This window comes from Natronobacterium haloterrestre, assembly GCF_900112205.1.
In the GTDB taxonomy this organism is placed as follows: Archaea; Halobacteriota; Halobacteria; order Halobacteriales; family Natrialbaceae; genus Natronobacterium; species Natronobacterium haloterrestre.
The window spans coordinates 163,072-186,650 of record NZ_FOKW01000005.1; the positions used below are offsets into that span (position 1 = coordinate 163,072).

Genomic DNA, 23,579 nt, shown 5'->3' on the forward strand with positions numbered 1-23,579 from the left:
CTCGAGGTTTTTGACGCGCGAGCGCCAACGACGGGTATGGCGATCGAACACGGCGACCTGACCGTCTCCTGGCTCGGCTACGCGACGGCGCGCATCGAGGCGTCGGACGGCACCGTGGTCTACACCGATCCCGGCCGCTACGGCACGCTCGACGGCACCTGGGCACAGCAGTATGGCGGCGCGTCCCACCCGAGCAGCGACCCCTACGACGCCCGGGACGGCGACCTCGTGGTCGTCACCCACGACCACCACTACGACGACGACGGGATCGAACGCGTCGCGAGCGAGGACGCGACGCTCGTCGTCTACGAGGACGTCTCCGCCGAGCGGATCACCGCGGGCGGCCGCGACGTCGTCCCGCGCGAGGACCTCCCCTACGACGTCCGCCGGGTCGCGTACGGCGACGAACTCACCGTCGCGGGCGTCGACGTGGAGGTCGTCCCCGCGTACAACCACCCCGACGGCCCGAACGCGCCCGGCGGCGACCCGATCCACCCCGAGGGGTTCGGCTGTGGCTTTCGCCTGACCGTCGACGGCGTCCCCTGCTTCTGGACCGGCGACTCGGACGTCATCGACGCCCACGACGACCTCGAGGTCTCGCTGTTCCTGCCCTCGATCGCACAGAACTTCACGATGGACCGCCACGCCGCCGCCGACCTCGCCGAACGGCTCGCGCCCGACCTCGTCGTCCCGATCCACTACAACACGTTCCCCGACCTCGAGGCCGACTCGAGGGCGTTCGCGGGGGACGTGGCGAGCCGTGGGGTGCCGGTCGTCCTCGACGAAGATTGAGTTTCGGAAACGATCAGAACGCTCTAAAAACGTTGTCGAACGATCTCGTCCCGTATTTGTATCTTCGTTCACGCCCAGATCGACAAATCTACCCGGGCCGTAGGGACGAACGAGGTGAGAGGAGATGCGTACCCAACTCTACCGACTCGGACTGGCCGCGCTCGTCGCCGTCGCGCTGCTGGGTGGCGCGGCGCTCGCGAGCGCCGACGATGGGACCGCCGACGCGAACGGACTCGAGTGGACCGACGCCCACGACTGGATGAGCGACCACGCGGGCGAGCACGGCAGCCACCACGAGGGTGCCCACCAGCACGGCACACACCACGCCGGCGACCACGACCCCGGTGTCCATCACGGCGAGCAACACGAAGGTCAGCACCAGCACGACCACGAAGCCGCCGGGGCGTGTCACTGATCGGCACTGAGACGGGCGACCGGGCGGGAGAAAGCGGTACCCGCCCTCTCGAGATCCGTTTTCGAGGGCTCGAGCGGTAGACTACTCGATCGTCGGCGGGTAGCCCGCCGTACCGGGGCGGTTTCGTTCGTCTCCTCGGGGGACGACGACGGTAGCAGCGAACGTCGTCAGCCCGTCACGCGATCGGAGACCCACACGAACGGCCGGAACGGCAGGAAGACGTAGTCCTCGTGGGGGTCCCACTTCATGAACGCCAGGCTGTTCGAGACGACCGAGACGCTCGAGAACGCCATCGCCAGCCCGGCGAGCGCGGGGTTCAACAGCCCGATCGACGCGATCGGGATCAGCGTCGCGTTGTAGGCGAGCGCCCAGAACAGGTTCTGGCGCACCTTCGAGATGGTCGCGTCGGCGACTCGCATCGCCTTCAGCACGTCTGCGGGATCGTCCCGCATCAGCGTGATGTCGGCGCTCTCGATGGCGACGTCGGTCCCCGAACCGATCGCGACGCCGACGTGCGCGGTCGTCAGCGCCGGCGCGTCGTTGACGCCGTCGCCGACCATGATCGCGCGGCTCCCGTCCGCCTGGATCGCGTCGATCTCGTCGGCCTTGTCCTCGGGCAGCACCTCGGCGTGGACGTTCTCGGGATCGATCCCGAGCCGGTCACCGATCGCCCGGCCGGTGCGTTCGTTGTCGCCGGTCAGCATCAACACGTCGTAGCCGCGATCCTGGAGTTCGGCGACGGTCTCCCTGGCGCTGTCCCGGACCGTGTCGGCGGTGGCGACGACGCCCAGCAACTCGTACGCTCGCGGTTCCTGCCCGTCATCGCTTTCGGCTTCCGCGGTGCCAGACGCCGCGCTCTCCAGCGCGACCAGCATCGCGGTCTTCCCCTCCGACTCGAGGCGTTCCATCGTCGCCTCGACGGGCGCGGGATCGACGCCGTTGTCCGCCATCAGTTTGCGGTTGCCGACCAGCACCTCGCCGTCCGAGAGCGTCGCGCGGATGCCGTGGCCCGGGACGTTCTCGAACTCGGTCGGCTCCTCGAGGTCGACGCCGCGCTCCTCGGCCCCCTCGACGATGGCCTGTGCGAGCGGGTGCTCGGAGCCGGATTCGGCGCTGGCCGCGACCGAGAGCAGGAGGTCGTCGTCGACGGCCCGTTCCCGTTCCCGTTCCCGTTCCTCTGTCTCGCGATCAGCGAGCACGCCACCGTCGGGTGCCGGCGTACTGCCGTCGGACCCGCCGTCCGTCTCGAGGGCCTCGTCGACCGGCACGACGTCGGTCAGTCGCATGTCGCCGTGGGTCAGCGTCCCCGTCTTGTCGAAGACGACCGTGTCGATGCCGCGGGCCTTCTCGAGGATGTCGGCACCCTTGTAGAGGACGCCGTTTTTCGCCGACAGCGTCGAGCCGACCATCGTCGCCATGGGGGTCGCCAGCCCCAGCGCGCAGGGACAGGCGATCAGGATCGCCGAGGCGAGCACGATCACGGAGAACTCGAAGACGGGCACGCCACCGAGTTCCGGACCGATCGGCCCACCCCCGACGGGCTGGAGTACCGGGATCCACCCGCCCAGCGACGAGGCGATCGGGTACAGCGCGTCGTGGAAGAAGAACCACAGGACCGACCAGACGACGGCGTTGACGATCACCGCGGGCACGAAGTAGGCGCTGACCGTGTCGACCAGCCGCTGGACGTCGGGCTGGCGCGCCTGGGCCTCTTTCACCCGTGCGACGATCTGCTGGATTGCCGTCTCTTCGCCGACGTTGGTCGCCTCGACGTAGAGGACGCCGTTCTCGTTGATCGTCGAGCCGACGACCTCGTCGCCCTCGCCTTTCTCGACGGGGACCGACTCGCCGGTGACCATCGACTCGTCGACCGCGCTCTGGCCGTCGACGACGACGCCGTCGGTCGGGATCTTCTCGCCGGGCCGGACCTTCATCACGTCGCCGGGTTCGACCTCCTCGAGGGGGACGACGCGTTCCTCGCCAGGGACGGCGTCGCCGTCCGCCGGAGGCGTCTCCCACTCGACGACGGTCGCCTCCTCGGCCTGCATCTCGAGCAGTTCACGCAGCGCCGAACTCGCGCGGGCCTTCGAGCGGGCCTCGAGCCAGACGCCCAGGTAGATGAACCACAGGATGAAGGCGACGGCCTCGAAGTACAGTCCCTCGCTGGCGATGAGATCGAAGAGCACCGCCGTGCTGTAGACGTATCCGACGGAGGTGCCAAGCGCGACGAGCGTGTCCATGTTCGCCTGGTGGTTGTTGACCAGGGACTTGTACGCGCCCGCGATGAAGTGCCGGCCGAGCGTGGCCATCAGCGCCGTGGCGAAGAGGAACTCGACCCAGTCGAACCACTCGGGCAGGAACTCGACGGCGAACATCTCGGCCATCACGAGCAGGAACGGCGCGGCGAGGAGGCCGCCGACGATCGTCCACCGGCGCTTCGTCCGGAGTTCGCGCTGGACGGCGCTCTCCCGCTGTTCGGTCAGTTCGTCGCCGTCGTCGCCGGCGCGTTCGGGTTCGAACCCCGCGTCCTCGATGGCGTCGTAGATCGCCGCCAGCGAGGTGTCCTGGGGGTTGAACTCCACCGTTCCCTCTTCGGTCGCGTAGTTGACCGTCGCCGAGAGCACGCCCGGGATGTCCTCGATGGCGTCCTCGTTCGTCCGGGCGCAGGTCGAACACGACATGCCGGCGATCTCGACCGTCGTCTTCGTCCGGTCGGGTTCGTAGCCGGCGTCCTCGATCGTCGCGTAGATCTCCGACAGCGAGACCTCGTCGGGATCGTACTCGACGGTCCCCTCGTCGGTCGCGAAGTTCACGTCGACGGCCTCGACCCCCTCGAGGTCGCCGACGGCCTCCTCGACCGTCCCGGAACACGTCGCACACGACATCCCGGAGATGGCGATGGTAGATTTCACGGTGTGATCACTCGACTGGGACTACGGGCTGACGTTTCAAGCGGTTTGTCACTAACGGATCGTGGCTCTTGCGCGCCTCGAGTTCAGAATAAAAACTGCATCTGGCACTCGAACCAGTAAAAGAAAGAAATAACGCTCCAGCGACGAACGAACGGGATCGAAGCCGACGGCCGCCGATCCGGGTTGCGGATCGGAATCAGGGCAGCGACGAACTCGAGTCCGGCGGTGCGGCCTCGGCCCCGGCCCCGGCTCCCGCCAGTTGATCGGCGAACAGCAACTCGAGGAGTTCGGGCGTAATGTAGGCCTCGACGAACGCGGCGAGTACCAGCAGGAGCCACCCGAACACGGCGAAGGCAAGGGTCCGGTAGAGGTACGGTTTCGTGACGAACGCGTCCCGGGAGCCGAACACTCGTTCGCCGAACCGGTAGAGCAGGCGAAAGCCGACGCCGGCCGCGATGAACAGCGCGGGCAGTTCGAAGATCCCGTGGGGCGCGAGTCCGGCGACGATGTAGCCAGCGCCGATCTCGCCACCGACCGCCGCGGCGACGTTGCCGACGACGATCCCGTTGAACACCATCAGGAACGCCGTCAGGAGCCCCAGCGACAGCGCGCCGACGATCGACAGCAGAAACGGCTGCGAGTTGTTTCGAATGAAGAAGCTGGCGGTCAACTGGAACTCCTCGTCCTCGAGTTCGGGGAATAGCCCTTCCTCGAGCAACTCGGCGATGAGTTCGAGCAGATTGACCCCGGCAAGCAGGAGAACGACGCCGACGACCGTCCCGAACGCGAAGAGGGCGACCGAGAACCGGACGTACCGCCGGTGCTCGAGCCAGCCCGCGGACAGCCCCTCGAGGAGCGTCGTGTGCCCGAGCCGGGGCGAGACCGCGAGCGCGGCGAACACGACGCCGAGGCCGGCGACCCCGGCGACGGGAACGAGGTCGTCGTGGGCGGCGAACGTGAACGCGGCCGTCGCGAACGACGCCACCGCGAGCGCGACGGCGAGCAGCGACCAGTTCCGGACGGCGTCCGGACCGGGGTCGGGGCCCGATCCCGACGGGTCGAAGCCGGGATCGGACGTCGGCGGCTCCGACCCCTCGGGGTCGTCGTCGCGAAGGTCGACCTTGATCCGGGTCTCCCCGGACCGACGAACCGTATCGGCGTCCGTCGCTGCCCCCGGACCGGCGCTCGAGTCGTCGATCGGTTCGCGCTCCGGGCCGAACTCGAAGTCGCCGGCGGGGTCACTGTCGCGGTCGTCGCCCTCCGCGTCGCGCGTCCCGTCGCGGCCGCCGTTCATGCCACACGATTGGGGAAATACAAGGATAAATCCGCCGCCTACTGTCACGATCGGAGGCGAGTTCGCAGGGTTCGACCGGATCCGCGGGGGGCTCCCGACGGACCGATCACGCGGGGTACGCCGGCCGGCCCACGACGTCGAACGCCGTTCCACGCGAAACGAAGGGGCTGTCCTGGAGCGCCACGGCGGGAATTCCCGGGCGCGACGGCTGTCGACGGCGCGACTCGGCCTCGAGTTCCGGACGGGTCGAGCAACCCGGACGGCCACCAGACACGCCGCCGACCCGATTCGACACTATAAGGCGGTGCGACGAGAAAATCCCGACCGATGACCACGCTGGCACTCACCGGCGGACGGGTGCTCCGCCCCGACGCGACGGTGATCCGTGCGGACGTACTGATCGACCGGGACCGCGGCGAGATCCTCGAAATCGGCTCCGACCTCGGGGGCGACGCCGCGGAGACACTGAACGCCTCGGACTCGCTCGTGACGCCCGGCTTCGTCAACGGCCACTGTCACGTCGCGATGAGCCTGCTCCGCGGGTATGCCGACGACAAACCGCTGGACGCCTGGCTGCGCGAGGACATCTGGCCCGCGGAGGGCGAACTGACCGCCGAGGACGTCCGCGTCGGCGCGGAACTCGGCCTGCTCGAGATGATCAAGTCCGGGACGACGGCCTTCGCCGATATGTACTTCCACGTCCCGGAGATCGCCGCCGCCGTCGAGGAGGCCGGCCTCCGCGCCCGCCTCGGCCACGGCGTCGTCACCGTCGCAAAGGACGAGGAGGGGGCCCACGAGGACATGGAGACGAGCCTCGAGATCGCCGAGGAGTACGACGGCGCGGCCGACGGCCGGATCTCGACGGCGTTCATGCCCCACTCGCTGACGACCGTCGGCGCGGAGTACCTGGAGGAGTACGTCCCGAAAGCTCGCGAGCTCGGCGTGCCGATCCACTATCACGCCAACGAGACCGAAGACGAGGTGACGCCGATCGTCGAAGAGGAGGGCGTCCGGCCGCTTGCCTACGCTGCCGAGAGGGGGATGCTCGAGGCCGAGGACTTCGTCGCCCACGGCGTCCACGTCGACGAGAGCGAGATCGGCCTGCTCGCCGAGGCCGGCACCGGCGTGATCCACTGTCCGGCCTCGAACATGAAACTGGCAAGCGGGATGGCTCCCGTCCAGCGGATGCGCGAGGCGGGCGTCACCGTCGGACTCGGCACCGACGGCGCGGCCTCGAACAACGATCTCTCGATGCTCGACGAGGCTCGGGACGCGGCCATGCTCGGCAAACTCGCCGCCGACGACGCCGCCGCCGTACCGGCCGAGGCCGTCGCCGAACTGCTGACTGCAGGCAGCGCCGACGCCCTCGGCCTCGAGTCGGGGCGGGTCGAGGAGGGCGCGCCGGCCGACCTGGCGGTGCTCGACCTCGAAAAAGCACACCTCACGCCCCGCCACGACCTCGTGAGTCACCTGGCCTACGCCGCGGCCGCGGCCGACGTTCGCCACACGATCTGTGACGGGCAGGTGCTCATGCGCGACCGCGAGGTGCTGACTCTCGATGAGTCGGCGGTCCGGGAACGCGCGCTCGAGGCGGCAGAGGACCTGGCTGCCCGGGTGGACACGACCGAGTGAGCACGCTTCCCCGTCCCATCGTAAACGAAAATCAAACGTTCAGACGTTTTTATAAACTCTTAGAACGGATTTCAATCGGCGTTGACGGATCGAAATTGGGGGTAACTGCCGACCGGGTTTATGCTCCGATCGGTGAACCTTCAGCGTGGATGAAGCGTTATCGACTGCTCGCAACGGCGCTTGCGATCGTCATGGTCCTGTCCGTCCTGGCCCCCGCCGGGACGGTCGCGGCGGACTCGCATGACGATCCCGCCCTCGTGGTATCGGACGACGGTGTGGTCACCGTCACGGCAAACGAAACTCCGGTCGAGAACGCCACCGTCGAGGTGGAACTGGTCGACGACGCGGACGAGAACGCCTCGTACGCGGGCACCGGGACGTACACGACCGACGACGACGGCGAAGTCGAACTTCCCGAGCCCGACGAAACCGTCGAGGTGAACGTCACCGCGTCGACGGACGACGCAACGGTCTCGACGACGACCGAACTCGAAGGCGATACCGTCGAGGACCTCTCGATCGACGTCGAGCAGGACGACGACGAGGTCGAAATCGAAGTCACCGACAGCGATGACGAGGACGTCGAAAACGTCACCATCGACGTCTCGCTGACCGACGACGAGAACGCCTCCTACGCCGGTACTGGCGAATACGTCGCCGAGGACGGCGAACTCGAGCTCCCCGCGCCGAACGAGACCGTCGAAGTGACGATTACCGCGACCCTCGAGGACGTCTCCGCTACCGAGACCGTCGAACTCGGGGCCGACAGCATCGACGGGCTCTCGATCGACGTCGAACAGGACGACGACGAGGTCGAAGTAGAGATTACGGATGGCGACGGCGAAGACGTCGAGAACGCAACTGTCGACGTCGCACTCGCGAACGACGACGGGAACACGTCGTACGCCGGGACCGGCGAGTACACGACCGGCGACGACGGCGAGGTCGAACTGCCCGCCCCCGAGGAGCCGGTCGAAGTGACGATCACCGCGACGCTCGAGGACGAGTCGGCCGAAACGACGGTGACGCTCGAGGGCGACGACGGCGAGGCTGAGCCGTTCGGCGCGCTCGTCTCGGCGTTCGTCTTCGACCAGCAAAACGAGACGGACGGCGGCATCGGCCAGGCGGTCTCGAGTTTCGTCCTCGAGAACAACCCCGGGAATGGACCCGATGACGACGAACGCGGCCCGCCGGAGCACGCCGGTCCGAACGGTGACGAGGACTCCGAACGCGGCCCGCCGGAGGACGTCGGCCCGGACGGTGACGAGGACTCCGAACGTGGCCCGCCGGAGCACGCCGGTCCGAACGGTGACGACGACGATGAGGACGAGGAAGACGAGGAAGACGCGGAGGAGAACGAGGTCGAAGAGGACGAAGAAAACGACGATGAGGAGGACGAAGAAGACGAAGACGAAGACGATGACGATGAGGAAGACGAAGACGATGAAGACGACGAAGATCAGCAAGGTCCGCCGGACCACGCCGGTCCGTAATCCGAAATAGGGCCACGCTATCGTGCGCCTACGGGCCGCCGTCGCCCGACGGACCGGATCGAATCGCTGTCAGAGGCACGAAACGTCGTCCGTCGCCGACGCCGGCGAAGCCGCCGGCCCCGAACCGAACCGGGTCGACGGCCACCCACAGCTCACCCACCGACGCCGCGTCGTTTTCCCGTTTTCCGGTAGTCGAACGACGGGTAGCGGTCGCTCCGCGCAGGCTTTCGTCGGCCGAGACGACGGAGGAGAGGACCGTGAGTCGGCCTCTGCCCGTCCCCATACCTATCTCAGTCACGTTCACGTCCACGGCAACGTCTACGTCCACCATCCGCCGACCGGCCGTCGGTTCGCTTCGGTAGCGTTTTGGCTCCGGTCACACTCAGTCCACCCATGACCGAGAGCGAGGCCGAACGCGGGAGTGCCTACCCGCCGATCAGCGAACAGCTAGACGACGTCGAGGCCGCCCGCGAGGAGGGCCGACGCAAGATGGACTGGGCCGCCCAGCACATGCCCATTCTCGAGGCCGTCCGCGAAGAGTTCGTCGACGACCAGCCGTTCGAGGGCGAGCGCATCGGGATGGCGATGCACGTCGAGGCGAAGACGGCGATGCTCGTCGAGACGCTCGCGGAGGGCGGTGCCGAAGTCGCCGTAACGGGTTGCAACCCGCTCTCGACCCACGACGACGTCTCCGCGGCGCTCGACGCCCACGAGTCGATTACCAGCTACGCGAAACGCGGCGTCGACGACGAGGAGTACTACGACGCCATCGAGGCCGTCATCGCCCACGAGCCGACGATCACGGTCGACGACGGGATGGACCTCGTCGCCGCGATCCACGAGGACTACCCCGAACTGATCGACGGCATCGTCGGCGGCGCGGAAGAGACCACGACCGGCGTCCACCGCCTGCGCGCGATGGACGACGACGACGCGCTCGAGTACCCCGTCTTCGCCGTCAACGACACGCCGATGAAACGGCTGTTCGACAACGTCCACGGCACCGGCGAGTCCTCGCTGGCCTCCATCGCGATGACGACGAACCTCTCGTGGGCCGGTAAGAACGTCGTCGTCGCCGGCTTCGGCTACTGTGGCAAGGGCGTCGCGAAGAAGGCTGCCGGCCAGAACGCGAACGTCATCGTCACCGAGGTCGAACCCCGCCGCGCCCTCGAGGCCCACATGGAGGGCTACGAGGTCATGCCGATGGACGAGGCCGCCGAGGTCGGCGACGTCTTCCTCACCACGACGGGCAACCGCGACGTCATCGTCGAGGAGCACTTCGAGAAGATGGACGACGGGGTCCTCCTGGCGAACGCGGGCCACTTCGACATCGAGATCGATCTGGACGCGCTCGAGGACCTCGCGGTCGACCGCTACGAGGCCCGCGACGGCGTCGAGGCCTACGAGATGGAAGACGGTCGCCGACTGAACGTCATCGCCGAGGGCCGACTCGTGAACCTCGCCGCGCCCATCTCGCTCGGCCACCCCGTCGAGGTCATGGACCAGAGCTTCGGTATCCAGGCCGTCTGCGTGCGCGAGATGCTCGAGAACGGCGACGAGTACGAACCCGGCGTCCACGAGGTGCCCGACGAACTCGACCGCGAGATCGCGGAGATCAAACTCGAGGCCGAAGGCGTCGAGTACGACTCCCTGACGGATACCCAGCGCGAGTACATGGACTCCTGGGATCACGGGACGTAACGACGAAAACGGCTCGCGAACGAGTCCGGGGCGAGCCGCGACGGGCTCGAGAACGGTCCGAAAGCGAACTAGCGAACGGTAGCGGACTATTCTTCCGACCCGGTTTGTCCTTGCTCGAGCGCGTCGACGGCGAACACGAGCGACCCGTCCTCGAGGCCGTCGACGCGGACGGTCGCCTCGAAATCGGCACCGTCAGGTCGCCGCCCCGTCGCCGTCCCGCTCCAGCGCCAGCCGTCCTCGACGGTCGGGATCGCGGTCTCCTCGAGGCGGCCGACCGCGGACGGCGCGAACAGGTCCTGCCACGGACGGCCGGAGAGGGCGTCCCGATCCGCGCCGAACTGGACCGCGAACGCGCGGTTCGCGAACTCGACCGTCCCGTCGGGAGCGACGATCGCGATCGCGTCGCCGGCGAGTTCGAGCCCCGAGAACGACCGTTTCGACAGCACGGAGAGACGTCGTCGCTCGGCGAGCCGCGGGAGACGATGGGAAAGCCGGTCGCGTAGCCGCGCCGGATCGGCGGCGGCCACGACGTCCGTCCAGCGGTACTCGCTCGCCGCGTCCCGTGCCTCGGCGGCCCGGTCCGGCGCCGTCGTCGCGAACAGCACCGGCACCGTCCCGCGGCGCCGAACGCGCTCGAGGACGGCCGTCGGCTCGGCGGACGCGAGCGGATACTGACAGACGAGACAGTCGACGCCGTCGATGGACTCGGCGGCCGCAAGCGAGGGCGTGGTTCGGAGGTGGACTCGCTCCTCGCGGTCGGGGCCGTACTCGGCGTCGGGATCGTCCGTCCGGTGTGCCTCGAGCGGCTCGATCGACTCGACGAACGCCTCGGTACCGAGGGCGAGCACCTCGAGGGATTCCGAAGCGACGCGCTGATCGCGGAACGTGCCGGTTATCGAGGGGGATGTCATCGGTGGTGTCGTGGCAACGCAGTGCTCGTAGGCCGGGGCGCGGGACTGGCGGGCGCTCGCTTACGCCGCCTCATGGACGGTTCCGTCGACCGAGATGGTACCGTCCCCCCGAACTTCGACCGAGTGTCCTGCGTACTCGAAAGTGACGGCGGCGAACGCGTCCGAGTCGTCCCGGAACAGCTGGTCGAGGGCCTCGGGGTCGACCGCCTCGTACAGCGGATCGAGTTCGAGCGGGTCGGTGCCGGTCGTGCTTGCGAGCGCATCGATGACGCGGAGACTGGGCGAGTCGTTGTGGTGATCCAGAGCAGATTCTACCATCTTACTCCAACGAAGGCGAGGAAGGGGCATTTTCCTGTTTACTATATGCGTTCGGTCGTCGGCCTGCGGACGCTACATGTATAGCCCCGGACCCGGTCCGACCGACGTCGAGTGCACGACGGCGAGAGAGCGTTCCCGCCGCCGGATACCGGTTGCGGTCGGTCCGGCGGTCGAGAACGCACCCAACATATAATCGCTGACACTGTGTATTGCGGGTATGTGCCACAGTTCGACCCCGCCCCTCGCGATCGGTGCCGGATGGCGGCTCCGTAACGACCGATCCGCACGATCCGGTCGGTTCGGCCGGGACGGGTGGTGGCTCGCGGCGACTGTCGCCCTCGCGGCGTTCGCGGTCATCGGTGGCCTCGAGTCGACGCCGGCCGTCGACCCCCTCCGGTTCGGCCCCGTCGCGATCGGTTCGGCCCTCCCGTTTCCCGCGCTCCCGGCGGTGCTCGGGCTCGCCGCCGGCGGCAACGATCGACTCGGCCCCGTCGAGCGCCTCACTGACGACGTCAGAACGGTCGCCGGCGCGCTCGAGGACGCCGAGAGCGTCGCGGACGCGGACCGGCGATTTCCGGCTGTCGACGCCGAACTCGAGCGGGACGACGAACTCGGCGAGCTGTCGGCGGCGGTCGACGACCTCGCGGCCGTCCTCGACGAACGGGTCGAGCAACTGGCCGCGAACGAACGCTCCGGGGAGGCGCTCGACCGGATCGCGTCCGATGCCGACCTCGAGCCCGAAGAGACGATCCGGCGGCTCCTCGAGATCGGTCGCGAACGGCTGGGCGTCGAGGCAGGGTTCGTCGCGCGACGGAATCCCGACCGGAGCCGCTACGAGGTACTGATCGCGGAGGGAAGCGAGGTCGTTCTCGAGGGCGCACACGCGCCGATCGAACGGGAACACGGCGGACGGGAAGACACCGGCGATTCAGGCGATTGCACCGACGGGACCGTCGAATTCACCGACGGTTCCGGGGCCGAACTCGAGGTCTCCGACGGGGCCCACCCCATCTGCGGAGCCTGGGCCGACCGGGGCGTCGAGTGGGCCGCCGGCGGACGGATCGACGTCGACGGGGAGCCCTACGGGACAGTCTGTTTCGTCGATCGCGAGCCACGCGAAGCGCCGTTTACCGGGATCGAACGGACGTTCGTCGACCGCGTTCGGCGGCGGTTGAGCCACGTCCTCGAGCGCCGGGAGTACGAGCGGGAGCTTCGGCTCAAGACCCGGGCGCTCGATTCGGCACCGATCGGCGTCACGATCACGGACCCCGACGAGCCGGACAATCCCATCGTCTACGCCAACGAGGAGTTCGAGCGGCTAACGGGGTACTCGCCGGCGGAGTACCTCGGGCGGAACTGCCGGTTCCTCCAGGGGGAGGGGACCGATCCCGAACGGGCCGCCGAGCTACGTGATGCCGTCGAGGCCGCGGAACAGACGACCGTCGAACTTCGCAACTATCGGGCGGACGGGACGCCGTTCTGGAACCGGGTGACGGTCACCCCGCTCGAGGACGACGCGGGGGCGGTCACCCACTTCATCGGGTTCCACGAGGACGTCACCGAGCGCAAGCGCCGCGACCGCGAGCTCCGCGAGCGGGAACAGGAGCTGTCGGCGCTGATGGACAACGTCCCCGGGATGGTCTACCGGTGTCGAAACGAGCCCGACTGGCCGTTCGAGTTCGTCAGCGGTGGTGCCGAGGAGATCACCGGCTACGAGCCCGCGGAACTGGTCGACGGCGACGTCAACTGGGGACGGGACGTCCTGGTCGGGAACCGGGACGATCTCTGGGACGACGTCCAGCGTGCGCTCGAGAACCGGGAGCCCTACCGGGTGACGTACCGGATCGAGACCGCCGACGGCGAGCGCCGGTGGCTGAGCGAACAGGGGCGTGGCGTGTTCGACGAGGACGGCCAACTCGCGCACCTCGAGGGGGCAATCGTCGACATCACCGAGCAGGTCGAGAACGAACGGGCGCTCGAGCGGACCCGCGGACTGCTCGAGCAGGCCCAGCGGATCGCCGGCGTGGGCGGCTGGGAACTCGACGTCCGGGAGGACGAACACGAGGTAACGTGGACCGAGGAGACGGCACGGATCCACGGGCTCCAGCCCGGGACCGTCACCGACCTCGAGCGGGGGTTCGAGGGCCTGCTCGACTACTACCACCCGGACGATCGACCGAAACTCGAGGCGGCGATCGAACGGGCCATCGAGGACGGCGAGCCCTACGACCTCGAACTGCGGCTGATCCGGGCCGACGGCGAACAGCGGTGGGTGCGGACGATCGGGGAGCCGATCGCCGACTGCGGGCGACAGTCCGCGGCACGGACGGGATCGGACGGGGACGATCGCGACGACGGTGCGCCCGAGGGTGTAGACGGGGACGTCGACATCGACGCCGTTCGCGGCTCCATTCAGGACATCACCGAGCAGAAGGAACGCGAGCAGGACTTAGAGCGAACGCGGGCCTTCCTCGAGCGGATCCAGACGATGGCCGACATCGGCGGCTGGGAGCTCGACATGCGGACGGATCCGCCGACGCCGACCTGGACGGACGAACTGTTCCGGCTCCACGGGATGCCCGACGACGAGGAGCCCGACCTCTGGGAGGCGATCGACAGATACCACCCGGACGACCGGGAGACGGTACGCGAAGCCCTCGAGTCGGCCATCGAGAGCGAGACCATCTACGACCTCGAGGCGCGGATACAGCCGGAGCCGGACGAGATCAGGTGGGTCCGCGGGTTCGGCGAGCCGATCTTCGAGGACGGCGAACTCGTCAAGTACCAGGGTGCGCTCCAGGACATCACCGACCGGAAGGAACGGGAACTCGCCCTCGAGTCGCTCCACGAAGTGGCCAGGGGGCTGCTCGGTACGGAGACGGTCGGGGACGTCGCGGAGACGGTCGTCGACGCCACCGACGACCTCCTCGACGCGCCGGGCGTCGCCCTCTACGTGCTCGATGCCGAGGTCAACCGGCTCGTCCCGATCGCACGCACCGAGGCGTTCGAACGGCTCTCGAGCGACGACCCGTCGGCTGCCGTCGGGAACGGCGATTCGGTCCTCTGGAACGCCTTCGTCACGGGGGTACAGACCGTCGTCGACGACGCGGTCGCGTTCGACCGCTCCGAGGCCTTCGAGACGGGCGTCGAGAGCGCCGTCGTCGTCCCCATCGGCGACCACGGCGTGTTCGCGGTCGCCTCCGACGGGGAGCCGATCGACGTCGAGGCCCGGCGGCTGATCGAGACCCTGGGCGCGACGACCGAAGCCGCGCTCGACCGCCTCGAGAGCGAGGCCAACCTGCGGGAACGCGACGCGGAACTCGAGGCGCGCAACCGCCGGCTGCGACGCCAGATCACGATCAACGAGACCATCAGACGGATCAACCAGTCGCTGATCGGCGCGACGAGTCGGGCCGAGATCGAACGCACCGTCCCCGAGCAACTGGTCGCGGTCGAAGAGGTTGCGTTTGCCTGGATCGGCCGGTCGGGACCGGACGGCGAGTCCCTCGAACCCCGCGGGTGGGCCGGCGACGGCGAGGAGTACCTCGATCTCGTTTCGCTCGATGCGGCGGGGGCCGGCGACGCGGACGGGGACGGATCGATCCCCCCGGCCGTCAGAACCGCCAGCAACGAGGAGACGACCGTCGTCGAGAACGTCGTCGAGGACCTCCAGCGCGAATCCTGGCGCAAGCGCGCCCTCGAGGCCGGGTTCCAGTCGGTCGTCAGCGTCCCGCTGGCCGTCGAGGAGTACTCCTACGGCGTCCTGACCGTGTACGCGACCGAGCCCGACGCGTTCACCGGCCTCGAGCGGACGGTGTTCGGTGAACTCGGCGAGGCCATCGCGAACGCGATCACGGCGACGAAGACCCGCGAGGCGCTGCACGCCGAGACGGTCGTCGAACTCACCCTCGAGATCCCCGATTCGACCGACGTCCTCTCCCGGATCGCGTCGCTGACCGACGCCCGGGTCGAGTACGAGGGGCTCGGTACCCACTCCGACTCCGACTCCGACTCCGACTCCGACTCCGGCGACGACGCGCTACTGTTCTTCGAGACCCGCGGGGCCGACCCCGACGCGGTCGCAGCGGTCCTCGAGGACCTCGTGTCGGTGTCGGAGTATCGGTTGCTCAGTGCCGACACGAACGGGGATAACGGGGGAGAAAACGAAGATAAAGACGAAGACGAAGACGAAAACGAAAACGAGGAGGCAACCTGTCGATTCGAAGCACTCGTTACCGGCCCCGTCATCGCCTCGTGGCTGGTCCGTCACGGCGGCAGCCCCCGGTCGATCGTCGCCGACGGCGCGGAGACCGTCGTCACCGTCGACGTCCCCGCCGGCACCGACGTCCGCGAGTTCGTCGAGACGTTCGCCGACCACACCGGCGACGCGGACCTCCGGCGTCGTCGCCACGTCGAACGCGCACTCCAGACTCGCCGGGAACTCGTCACCTCGCTGTTCGACGCCTTGACCGACCGCCAGCTCGAGGTCCTCCGGACGGCCTACTTCGCGGGTTTCTTCGAGTGGCCCCGGGAGAGTACCGGCCAGGAGGTCGCCGAGGCGCTGGGGGTGAGCCAGCCGACGGTCAACCGCCACCTCCGGATCGGCCAGCAACGCCTGTTACGACAGCTGTTTGAAGACGGTGCGGTCGCGGTCGGCGAGTAGCGAGCTCTCGCCGCCCGCGGGTGTTGACGAGCGTGACGGACGATCCGCTACAGAGCCGGCCCCATCGCCCGACACAGGAACGCCCAAAAGGCCAGTTCCCGTAGGGACGTGCATGGAAACCCCCTCGACGTCGACGTCCTCCTACCAGCGCGACGACGGGCCGGTACGGGCGACGCTCGTCGGCATCGGTCTGACCGTGTTCGGACTCCTCATGGCCAACGTCTTGACGACGCCGGCGTTCCTGTTCGATCCCGCCCTGCTCGAGGGGCTCGGGAACGGTTCGATCGCGGGCCGGACCCTCGCGCTGATCCTGAACTTCGTCGGGATGTTCCTGGCCGGCCTGCTCTACCTGCTGGCGACCGGCCGTGGGTTGGCGTGGATCGACCTGCGGATTCCGTCCCGACGCGACTGGAAGTACATCGTCGCCGGCGGCGTCGGCAGCCTCGTCTTCCTGTTCGCGTTCAACATCGTCACGACCCTGCTCGAGGTGTCGGCCGCCGAAAGCCAGATAATGGAGATCATCGGGGGAGACCAGACGATGATCCTGATCATGATCGTCGTCGTCTTCCTGTTCAACGCGCCGGCCGAGGAGTTCCTCTTCCGGAACGTGATACAGAAGCGGTTGTACGCCGCGTTCACCCGAATGCAGGCGGTCGTCGTGGCGAGTGTCATCTTCGCGCTCGTCCACTTCCCCATGTACGTCGCCTTCGCCGACTCCCTCCTCTCGACGCTTGCGTCCCTGACGGTGATGTTCGGCGGCGCGCTCATTTTCGGCTACGTCTACGCGAAGACGGACAACCTCCTGGTCCCGACGGCCGCCCACGCGGTGCTCAACGCCTTCCAGTTCACCGTCCTCTATCTCGCCATCGAGTACGGCATCGAGGAAGTGCAGGCCGAACCGGCGACGCTGGCCGAGGTCGCCGACGCGGTCTGGACCGTCGCTGTAGCCCTGGCATAGCCCTCGAGTCCCCGACCGCTGTCCGTTCCTTTATTATTCGGCGCCGGTGAGAGAGGTGTATGTCCCACGCGAAGGGCGACCGCCGCGAGCGGGAACTCGTCAACGAACTCGACGAGGCCGGCTTCGCGGTGATGCGAGCGCCTGCAAGCGGCTCCGCGACGGAACGCGAACTCCCAGACGTACTCGCCGGCGACGGCGAGACGTTCTACGCCATCGAGGCGAAATCGAGTTCGGGCGACCCCATCTACCTCTCCGGCGAGGAGGTCGAGGCACTGACCTACTTCGCGCAGAACTTCGGCGCGAAACCGCGCATCGGCGTCCGGTTCGACCGCGAGGACTGGTACTTCTTCCACCCCGCGGACCTCCACGTCACCGACGGCGGCAACTACCGGGTCAAGAAGGAGACCGCCCTGGCCGACGGCACCGACTTCCCCGAGTTCGTCGGCGACAGCGAGAAGGTCACTCTCGAGGAGGTCGGCGAGGACGGGGACGACGGCCACGACGAGGACGTCCTCAGGGTTCTGAACGCCGTGAAACAGGGGACGATGGAGATCGAGGAGGGGGCCGACCTGCTCGAGTGACTAACTATCGTCGAGCGTAGTCGACGACGTTACAGCGGTCGTCGACCACGAGTTCGAGGCGGTCTTCCTCGAACTCGAAGCCGAGTTCGAGACGCGGCGGCTCTTCGAGAAGCGCCGCGTCAGGGTCGAGCAACGGGGTGAGCTCCCAGATGTACGTCGTTCGGGGATCGAGACCGACGTCGAACAGCGTCGCGACGACGACAGGGTGACCGATCAGTACGATTCCCGCGTTCAGATGTGTCACGTCGCCACACTCCCGACACTCGAACGTGACGTCCAGATCCGGATTGTGAGCGACCGGTTCGCGTGCCGACGCCGCGGTAAGCATTGCTTCGACCCGCCCTCGACACAGTTTGCAGAGGCCGCGATTCAACGCCTGGACGCGCAGTCGGAGATGATCGTTGATCGCACGCGGGACCGCTGGCGACTCGTGGCTCGCGAGAACGACGGGCGGGACCGGCAGCCGAAAAATAAGGCTCTCACAGGCCTCACACTCGAGGATACAGTGACCGTCCTCGTACCGGATCGTCACGGCCTCGTCACAGAATAGGCAGGAGCCGGCTTCGATGGTCTCGGCCTCGAGACGGTCAGCAGCCGTGTAACGTCCGGAGAGGACTGCTCCGATCACGTCTCGACCGGCAAACGTGAGGGCGTAGCCGCTGTCGACGGTCCGGACGAATGCCGGCGTCAGCCTGTCGAGGTGGTAACTGAACTTCCCCGAGTCGCGGGTGTCGACCCGTTTGAACAGGTCAGAAAACGCGAGTGTGTCCGACTCGGCCTCCCAGAGCCGCTGGAGAATCTCGAGTCGGAGTTCGTGTGCCAATAGCTCGAAGACATCCTCGAGTTCGCTCGCTACCGGACCGTGTTCCGACACGGCGGAGAACACGTCGCGGAAGCTCATTAAGAGTTCTGGAGCGAGTCTACGCGGCAAAAGTGTCAATAGTTCAACTTAAATGCAGCTCAGATGACACTTATCGTCGATCAGGGCCGAGATGTCGCCATGGATTCGATCTCGAATTATCTGCGGGCGGTATTGTATGGGAGCCGAAATGATCGTCCGCGAGCGCTCTGGCGCGGGCTGGTTCCGTTTCTGGTCATGCTCGGACTGACGTTCGTCGGGATGACGGTGTACGTCTCAGTTGTGGGGTCGGTCGTCCGGGCCTGGGACCTGCCCTTCACCAGAAGCCACGACCTGTTCGTAGTGGGACTCATCGCGCTGGGGAGTTTCGGAGCGGCATTCCGGCTGGCAAAGCGTATCGATCGCCGGGAGTACGTGGAGTACGGACTCGAGAACTCGTGCTCCTGGTGGACCGATCTCGTCGGCGGACTCCTGATCGGGTTCGGGATGGCTGCGATTCCGTCGATCGTCGGCGTCGCGCTTGGCTACGGAGAGGTGACAGAGGTTTTTCGAGCCGCCGCCGGCACCGGCGTAGTGGTACTGGGCGCGTTCTCGCTGTTCGGACTGCTCGTCAACGTCGTCGGCGAAGAACTCCTTTTTCGGAGCGTCATGCTCCAGAACTTCGCCGAGGGGATGGCTACCCGGTCGTACCCGACGACGGGCGCAGTGACGGTCGCCCTCGTGGGCAGTAGCGTCGTGTTCGGTCTGTATCATATCGTCTTCCAGGGCGGTGGCGGGTACGAGGGCCGCAGTCTCGCGCTCGTGATCTCGAGTGCGCTGTTCGGCCTCGTCTGGGGGATCGCGTACATGGGCACCGGAAAGATAGCACTCCCGCTCGGGATGCACCTCGGATACAACGTGACGAATGGACTCGTGCTCTCTATCCCGCCGATGGCCGCGGATGCCACACTTCCGACGTTGGTCGTGGTCGGAGCGATCGAGGAATGGTTCTGGGAGTCGTACGCACTCGTTGCCCTCCGAACGATCGTCGTACTCGGGTTGCTCTTCACGTGGCTCCTGGCCGTTCACGGACGCGTTCGAATCGTTGAGGACATCGCTGACCCCGGCACTACTGGCAGAGCCTCACCGAAAGCGACCGACACCGCCGGTTCGGCTGGCGACGACGATTGATCAGACGGTCGGGGCCGCCTCGAGGTCCTCGACCGAAATCGCCTCGTACCGGACGACCGCGTCGAACGCCTCGAGCGGGAACCGATCGCCGCTCGTGATCCCCCGCGCCTCCCGGTCTTCGAGTTCGTTCGCGACGAAGCGGGTGGCCACGAGCGCCAGTCGACCCTCGCCGTCCTCGATTTTCGCCTGTGCCTCAGCCAGCAACAGCGCCGCCGTGAAGACGTCGAAGACGTAGTGTGCCAGCCGCTTTGCCGACAGCTGTGCGTAGTCGGCGTCCTCGCCCGCGAGCGTCACCAGCGCCGTCTCGAGGTCGTGGAACTCGGCCTCGACCGTCTCGGCGGCGTCGGTAAGCGCCGGGTGGGTGACCGACGCGAGTCGCTCTTCGACGGCCTCTCGGAACGGTTCGTGGGCGTCCTCGCGCTCGAGGGCCCGGAGCACGTCCAGCGAGAGGATGTTCTCGGTGCCTTCCCAGATCGGCAGGACCTGGGCCTCCCGCAGGAGACGGTTGGTGACGAAGTCGTCGACGTAGCCGTTGCCGCCCTGGATCTCCATCGCGTAGGAGGCGGTGTCGACGGCCATCCGCGCGGTGCGGAGTTTGGCGACGGGGATCAGCAGGCGCATGAGCCGGTAGGCGTCCTCGGCGTCCGCTTCCGTATCCGCGCCCCGTTCGGCACGTTCCCGCTCGGAGAAGAGCCGCGCGGCCTCGAAGACGAACGCCGTCGCGGCCTCGTGATCGACGGCCATGTCCACCAGGTCCTCGCGCATCAGCGGGTACTGGTCGATCGTCTCGCCGAACGCCTCCCGGTTCGCGGCGTGGATCTTGCTCTCGAGCAGCGCCCGGCCCATGATCCCGCAAGAGGCCGCGGCGTTCGACAGCCGCTCTAAGTTCAGCATCTCGGTCATCTCCTTGAAGCCGCGTTCCTCCTCGCCGACGAGGTAGGCCTTCGCGCCCTCGAGTTCGACCTCCCCGGTCGGGACGGAGATCGTCCCGAGTTTGTCCTTGAGCCGCCGATAGCGTTGCTCGTTGACCGCGTCGGGGTCGAGGGGGCCGTTCTCGAGTCGGTCGCCCTTGGTCCACGGGCCGTCCGCCGCGTCTGGATCGGCGTGGGGAACGAGGAACATCGAGAGGCCGTCGGTCCCCTCGGGTGCGCCTTCGGTGCGGGCCAGCGCGAGCGTCCCCTCGGCGTCGATGTTCGAGCAGAACCACTTCTCGCCCGTGAGCCGCCAGCGGTCGGCCTCCTCGTCGTACTCCGCACGGGTCTCGGTCGCGCCGACGTCGCTGCCGCCTTGCTTCTCGGTGAGGAACATCGCGCCCTCGATCACTTCCTCGTAGTCGCGGCTGGTCAGTGCCTCGTAGTAGTCCGCGAGCGAGCCGTCGTCGAACTTCTCGAGGACGAGCGCCGCGCCCGCGGTCATCGCGACCGGGCAGTCGAAGCCGGGGTCCGCATACGAGAGCAAATACTGCATCGCGAGGTTGTGTGCGAGCGGCATCGGCTCGTCGCGACCCGGCGGAGCCTCGAACGCGTCGGCGACGATCCCGCGATCGTACGCGAGACGCTCGGTCTCGAGCAGTTCCGCGGGGTACCGGACGCGGTTCACGACGTCGCCGTGTTTGTCGTAGCTCTCGAGTTCGGGGCCGTGGTCGTCGACGTAGTCGGCGTTGTCGGCGATCGTGTGGCCGACGACGTCGCCGAACTCGGCGAGTCGTGGTTCGGCCCACTCGAACTCGTCGGCGGCGTAGATCCGCCGGAGTTCGCGCCGGATAGCGCGATCGAGGTCCCAGTAGTTGACGTGCCGTCCCTCCTCGAACTCGCCGTAGTCGATGGCCGAACTCATACCGTGGTAATCCCCCACGAACGTCGATAAAACCGGGGTAAACAAACGGCCCGTCGGTGTTCGTCCGTTTCTCCGCGCGGTCGACCGCCCCGCTCCATGCGGGAAACTCTCATGATCCCCGGCGTCGTCTGCTCCCCTATGACTTCGGACGACCGAACGACCGTCGAAGACGTCATGTCGACCCCGCTCGAGACGATCGCGGCGGACGCGACGGTGATGGAAGCGACCAGTCGGATGCGGGAGAAGGACATCAACGCGCTCGTGGTCCGGACCACCCCGCGGGCGATAATCAGCAGTACTGACGTGCTCGATGCCGTCTCGGAAGGGAAAGACCCCACGAGCCTCGAGGTCGCGGACGTGATGACGACCGACGTCGAGACCGCCGCGCCGGACCTCTACATGGAGGAGGTCGCCGCGATGATGACCACCTACGGGATCAAACACCTCCCGGTCGTCGACGACGACTACGTGGGGATGGTCTCCTCGACGGACGTCACCGCGCACCTCTCGTAGGCGCGGCTACCGCTTGCCGTCCGTGTCCGCGGCCTTCTCGAGTCGCGTCCGCGGGAAGACGTAGACCTTCAGCGACGAGGGGACGACGCCGTTGGGTTCGACGTTTGCATGCGGGTAGACCGCGCCGACGACCGGCACGTCGGGGTCGTAGTCCTCGTTCGTCCAGTAGTCGGCGACGGTCCGGTCGGCCGCCGGGATCTCGACCGCGTCGGCCCGGTACTCCGAGACGTCGACGACGGTGAGCCGATCGCCCGTCTCGCGGTCGACGACGGTATCGCCCGGGTAGATCGCGTGCTCGTCGCAGTAGGCCGGTTCGATCGCCTCGTCCTCGTCGACGAACACCGGCGCGTCGCAGTCGTGACACTCTAGCGCGATTTCGCCCGGCGGCGGCGTGCGTCCTTCGGTGATCTCGATGGCGACGCGACGGACGTGCTTGCACCGACCGCCGCGGAAGACGTGGTCGGGACAGGTACAGCGTCCGGCCTCGAGGTCGACGAGATAGGTGTTGTCGCTGGCGGATTCGACCTCGTAGAGTCCGTCGCCCAGCGGGAGCACCGACATCGGTTCGGTGCGGGCCCGAAGCGATCGCTGCTCGAGGCGGTCGACGTCGGGAGACGATACGGGAAGCGGTGCTTTCGGTGATGCTTTTGTTTTCATGGATGCATCGGGGTGCTCGCAGTCGGTCGGCGGGCTATTCGACTTCACTAGGCACTCGAGCCCTATAACGGCCCCGCCGGGTGTTAGCGGGACTGTCCGTCCGGAATTCCGACCTGATTCGATCGGAACGCTCCGGATCGCCTCGGGAAGTTCTAAAGGGAGGACTCCGTTGACTCGGGTATGGGACTGCTGGACGGACTCCGGGCCGCCCTCGGCCTCCGTGCCGAAGCCGACGCGAGCCGCGACGCCGACCCCGACGACCTGTTCGGGATGAGCACCGCCTACCTGACGATGGAGGCTGAACTCGGCTACGAGTCGGCCGACGTCGGCGCGCTCTGTTTCTCCGGCGTCGACTCCCACAGCTTCCGGGAAACCGTCGACGAGGTCGAAGCCATCCTCGAGGCCGGACAGGACGAGACCGGCACCGCGTTCTCGGTCTCCGAGGACGACCACGGCTACCACTGGGTCGTCCTCGAGGACGACGACCCCGAGGACCTGATCACGAGCATGCACTTCGCCGCGGACACGTTCATCGAGCACGGCTACGGCTCGCGACTGCTCGCGGCGGTCTTCGCCTACAGGGGCCGTGACGGCCCTGCCTACTGGATCTACTCGTTCCGCCGAGGCGCGTACTACCCCTTCGCGCCTCGGTCCGGCCGGGAACGGGACTCCAGCGCGGAGTTCAAACTCGAGTCGGCGCTTGACGGCGAACTCGAGATCGAACGCGACAAGGAGTACTGGTACCCGCTGTGGCCGAGCGCGAGCGGGACGCATCCCTGGGAGTGAGAGGGAACCAAATTCTTTTGGAAGAGCTCGTATTACCCTGGGACCGGAAGGAGGAAGTACGGCAGGACGCCGACGCCACATCATCATC

The 23,579-nt window shown here is 67.4% G+C and carries 19 protein-coding genes; 11 read left to right on the forward strand and 8 right to left on the reverse strand.

The window, feature by feature from the left end:
* Positions 1–36: 36 nt before the first annotated feature.
* Positions 37–792 (forward strand): MBL fold metallo-hydrolase, encoded by a 756-nt coding sequence (locus tag BM113_RS11510; protein WP_089788132.1) that lies wholly within the window; start codon positions 37–39, stop codon positions 790–792.
* 124 nt (positions 793–916) lie between these two features.
* Complete coding sequence (locus BM113_RS11515) at positions 917–1,207, forward strand: hypothetical protein (RefSeq protein ID WP_089788134.1); 291 nt, start codon at positions 917–919, stop codon at positions 1,205–1,207.
* Positions 1,208–1,374: 167 nt separating this feature from the next.
* On the opposite strand, the gene BM113_RS11520 is transcribed toward BM113_RS11515, so the two are convergent.
* Positions 1,375–4,119: a heavy metal translocating P-type ATPase gene (locus tag BM113_RS11520; protein WP_281244015.1), complete on the reverse strand. Its 2,745-nt coding sequence runs from the start codon at positions 4,117–4,119 to the stop codon at positions 1,375–1,377.
* 196 nt (positions 4,120–4,315) lie between these two features.
* Positions 4,316–5,413, reverse strand: coding sequence for a stage II sporulation protein M (locus tag BM113_RS11525; protein ID WP_089788137.1), 1,098 nt, complete (start codon positions 5,411–5,413; stop codon positions 4,316–4,318).
* 327 nt (positions 5,414–5,740) lie between these two features.
* Between BM113_RS11525 and BM113_RS11530 the strand changes: the two genes are divergently transcribed.
* Entirely contained in the window at positions 5,741–7,045 is a 1,305-nt protein-coding gene (locus tag BM113_RS11530) for an amidohydrolase (protein WP_089788138.1), read from the forward strand.
* A 149-nt stretch (positions 7,046–7,194) separates the two neighbouring features.
* Positions 7,195–8,538, forward strand: a complete 1,344-nt coding sequence (locus BM113_RS11535) for a hypothetical protein (RefSeq protein WP_089788139.1) — start codon at positions 7,195–7,197, stop codon at positions 8,536–8,538.
* 28 nt (positions 8,539–8,566) lie between these two features.
* On the opposite strand, the gene BM113_RS11540 is transcribed toward BM113_RS11535, so the two are convergent.
* Positions 8,567–8,869 (reverse strand): hypothetical protein, encoded by a 303-nt coding sequence (locus BM113_RS11540; protein WP_089788141.1) that lies wholly within the window; start codon positions 8,867–8,869, stop codon positions 8,567–8,569.
* Positions 8,870–8,931: 62 nt separating this feature from the next.
* On the opposite strand from BM113_RS11540, the gene BM113_RS11545 reads away from it, so the two are divergent.
* Positions 8,932–10,239 (forward strand): adenosylhomocysteinase, encoded by a 1,308-nt coding sequence (locus BM113_RS11545; protein WP_089788143.1) that lies wholly within the window; start codon positions 8,932–8,934, stop codon positions 10,237–10,239.
* An 86-nt stretch (positions 10,240–10,325) separates the two neighbouring features.
* Here BM113_RS11545 and BM113_RS11550 read toward each other — a convergent pair whose 3' ends face one another.
* Positions 10,326–11,150 (reverse strand): PAS domain-containing protein, encoded by an 825-nt coding sequence (locus BM113_RS11550; protein WP_089788145.1) that lies wholly within the window; start codon positions 11,148–11,150, stop codon positions 10,326–10,328.
* 60 nt (positions 11,151–11,210) lie between these two features.
* Complete coding sequence (locus BM113_RS11555; protein WP_089788147.1) at positions 11,211–11,468, reverse strand: DdfA family disk-determining factor; 258 nt, start codon at positions 11,466–11,468, stop codon at positions 11,211–11,213.
* Positions 11,469–11,685: 217 nt separating this feature from the next.
* Here BM113_RS11555 and BM113_RS11560 point away from each other — a divergent pair, with 217 nt between their 5' ends.
* The 3 genes from BM113_RS11560 to hjc all read left to right on the forward strand — a co-directional run bounded on the left by BM113_RS11560 (position 11,686) and on the right by hjc (position 17,670).
* On the forward strand, positions 11,686–16,131 hold the full coding sequence (locus BM113_RS11560; RefSeq protein WP_089788149.1) for a PAS domain-containing protein: 4,446 nt from the start codon (positions 11,686–11,688) through the stop codon (positions 16,129–16,131).
* 112 nt (positions 16,132–16,243) lie between these two features.
* Positions 16,244–17,089, forward strand: a complete 846-nt coding sequence (locus tag BM113_RS11565; RefSeq protein WP_089788151.1) for a CPBP family intramembrane glutamic endopeptidase — start codon at positions 16,244–16,246, stop codon at positions 17,087–17,089.
* Between the two features lie 59 nt (positions 17,090–17,148).
* Positions 17,149–17,670, forward strand: a complete 522-nt coding sequence (gene hjc / locus BM113_RS11570; RefSeq protein ID WP_089788153.1) for a Holliday junction resolvase Hjc — start codon at positions 17,149–17,151, stop codon at positions 17,668–17,670.
* A 4-nt stretch (positions 17,671–17,674) separates the two neighbouring features.
* Here the strand turns inward: hjc and BM113_RS11575 are convergent, their stop codons facing one another.
* Entirely contained in the window at positions 17,675–18,571 is an 897-nt protein-coding gene (locus BM113_RS11575) for a winged helix-turn-helix domain-containing protein (RefSeq protein ID WP_089788155.1), read from the reverse strand.
* Positions 18,572–18,670: 99 nt separating this feature from the next.
* Here BM113_RS11575 and BM113_RS11580 point away from each other — a divergent pair, with 99 nt between their 5' ends.
* Positions 18,671–19,699: a CPBP family intramembrane glutamic endopeptidase gene (locus BM113_RS11580; RefSeq protein WP_245758033.1), complete on the forward strand. Its 1,029-nt coding sequence runs from the start codon at positions 18,671–18,673 to the stop codon at positions 19,697–19,699.
* Here the strand turns inward: BM113_RS11580 and BM113_RS11585 are convergent, their stop codons facing one another.
* Entirely contained in the window at positions 19,700–21,535 is a 1,836-nt protein-coding gene (locus BM113_RS11585) for an acyl-CoA dehydrogenase family protein (RefSeq protein WP_089788158.1), read from the reverse strand.
* 138 nt (positions 21,536–21,673) lie between these two features.
* Between BM113_RS11585 and BM113_RS11590 the strand changes: the two genes are divergently transcribed.
* The gene (locus BM113_RS11590; protein ID WP_177209154.1) at positions 21,674–22,048 is read left to right on the forward strand and encodes a CBS domain-containing protein; all 375 of its coding nucleotides are present in this window, start codon (positions 21,674–21,676) and stop codon (positions 22,046–22,048) included.
* Between the two features lie 6 nt (positions 22,049–22,054).
* Here BM113_RS11590 and BM113_RS11595 read toward each other — a convergent pair whose 3' ends face one another.
* Positions 22,055–22,705, reverse strand: coding sequence for an SWIM zinc finger family protein (locus BM113_RS11595; RefSeq protein WP_089788161.1), 651 nt, complete (start codon positions 22,703–22,705; stop codon positions 22,055–22,057).
* 180 nt (positions 22,706–22,885) lie between these two features.
* On the opposite strand from BM113_RS11595, the gene pspAB reads away from it, so the two are divergent.
* The gene (gene pspAB, locus BM113_RS11600) at positions 22,886–23,491 is read left to right on the forward strand and encodes a PspA-associated protein PspAB (protein ID WP_089788163.1); all 606 of its coding nucleotides are present in this window, start codon (positions 22,886–22,888) and stop codon (positions 23,489–23,491) included.
* Positions 23,492–23,579 lie beyond the last annotated feature (88 nt).

Excerpts from the sequence above, each read along its gene's own strand:
- BM113_RS11510 (WP_089788132.1), top strand. The coding sequence starts at position 37 with ATGGCGATCGAACACGGCGACCTGACCGTCTCCTGGCTCGGCTACGCG.
- BM113_RS11515 (WP_089788134.1), top strand. The coding sequence starts at position 917 with ATGCGTACCCAACTCTACCGACTCGGACTGGCCGCGCTCGTCGCCGTC.
- BM113_RS11525 (WP_089788137.1), bottom strand. The coding sequence starts at position 5,413 with ATGAACGGCGGCCGCGACGGGACGCGCGACGCGGAGGGCGACGACCGC.
- BM113_RS11530 (WP_089788138.1), top strand. The coding sequence starts at position 5,741 with ATGACCACGCTGGCACTCACCGGCGGACGGGTGCTCCGCCCCGACGCG.
- BM113_RS11535 (WP_089788139.1), top strand. The coding sequence starts at position 7,195 with ATGAAGCGTTATCGACTGCTCGCAACGGCGCTTGCGATCGTCATGGTC.
- BM113_RS11540 (WP_089788141.1), bottom strand. The coding sequence starts at position 8,869 with ATGGTGGACGTAGACGTTGCCGTGGACGTGAACGTGACTGAGATAGGT.
- BM113_RS11545 (WP_089788143.1), top strand. The coding sequence starts at position 8,932 with ATGACCGAGAGCGAGGCCGAACGCGGGAGTGCCTACCCGCCGATCAGC.
- BM113_RS11550 (WP_089788145.1), bottom strand. The coding sequence starts at position 11,150 with ATGACATCCCCCTCGATAACCGGCACGTTCCGCGATCAGCGCGTCGCT.
- BM113_RS11555 (WP_089788147.1), bottom strand. The coding sequence starts at position 11,468 with ATGGTAGAATCTGCTCTGGATCACCACAACGACTCGCCCAGTCTCCGC.
- BM113_RS11560 (WP_089788149.1), top strand. The coding sequence starts at position 11,686 with ATGTGCCACAGTTCGACCCCGCCCCTCGCGATCGGTGCCGGATGGCGG.
- BM113_RS11565 (WP_089788151.1), top strand. The coding sequence starts at position 16,244 with ATGGAAACCCCCTCGACGTCGACGTCCTCCTACCAGCGCGACGACGGG.
- hjc (WP_089788153.1), top strand. The coding sequence starts at position 17,149 with ATGTCCCACGCGAAGGGCGACCGCCGCGAGCGGGAACTCGTCAACGAA.
- BM113_RS11575 (WP_089788155.1), bottom strand. The coding sequence starts at position 18,571 with ATGAGCTTCCGCGACGTGTTCTCCGCCGTGTCGGAACACGGTCCGGTA.
- BM113_RS11580 (WP_245758033.1), top strand. The coding sequence starts at position 18,671 with ATGGATTCGATCTCGAATTATCTGCGGGCGGTATTGTATGGGAGCCGA.
- BM113_RS11585 (WP_089788158.1), bottom strand. The coding sequence starts at position 21,535 with ATGAGTTCGGCCATCGACTACGGCGAGTTCGAGGAGGGACGGCACGTC.
- BM113_RS11590 (WP_177209154.1), top strand. The coding sequence starts at position 21,674 with ATGACTTCGGACGACCGAACGACCGTCGAAGACGTCATGTCGACCCCG.
- BM113_RS11595 (WP_089788161.1), bottom strand. The coding sequence starts at position 22,705 with ATGAAAACAAAAGCATCACCGAAAGCACCGCTTCCCGTATCGTCTCCC.
- pspAB (WP_089788163.1), top strand. The coding sequence starts at position 22,886 with ATGGGACTGCTGGACGGACTCCGGGCCGCCCTCGGCCTCCGTGCCGAA.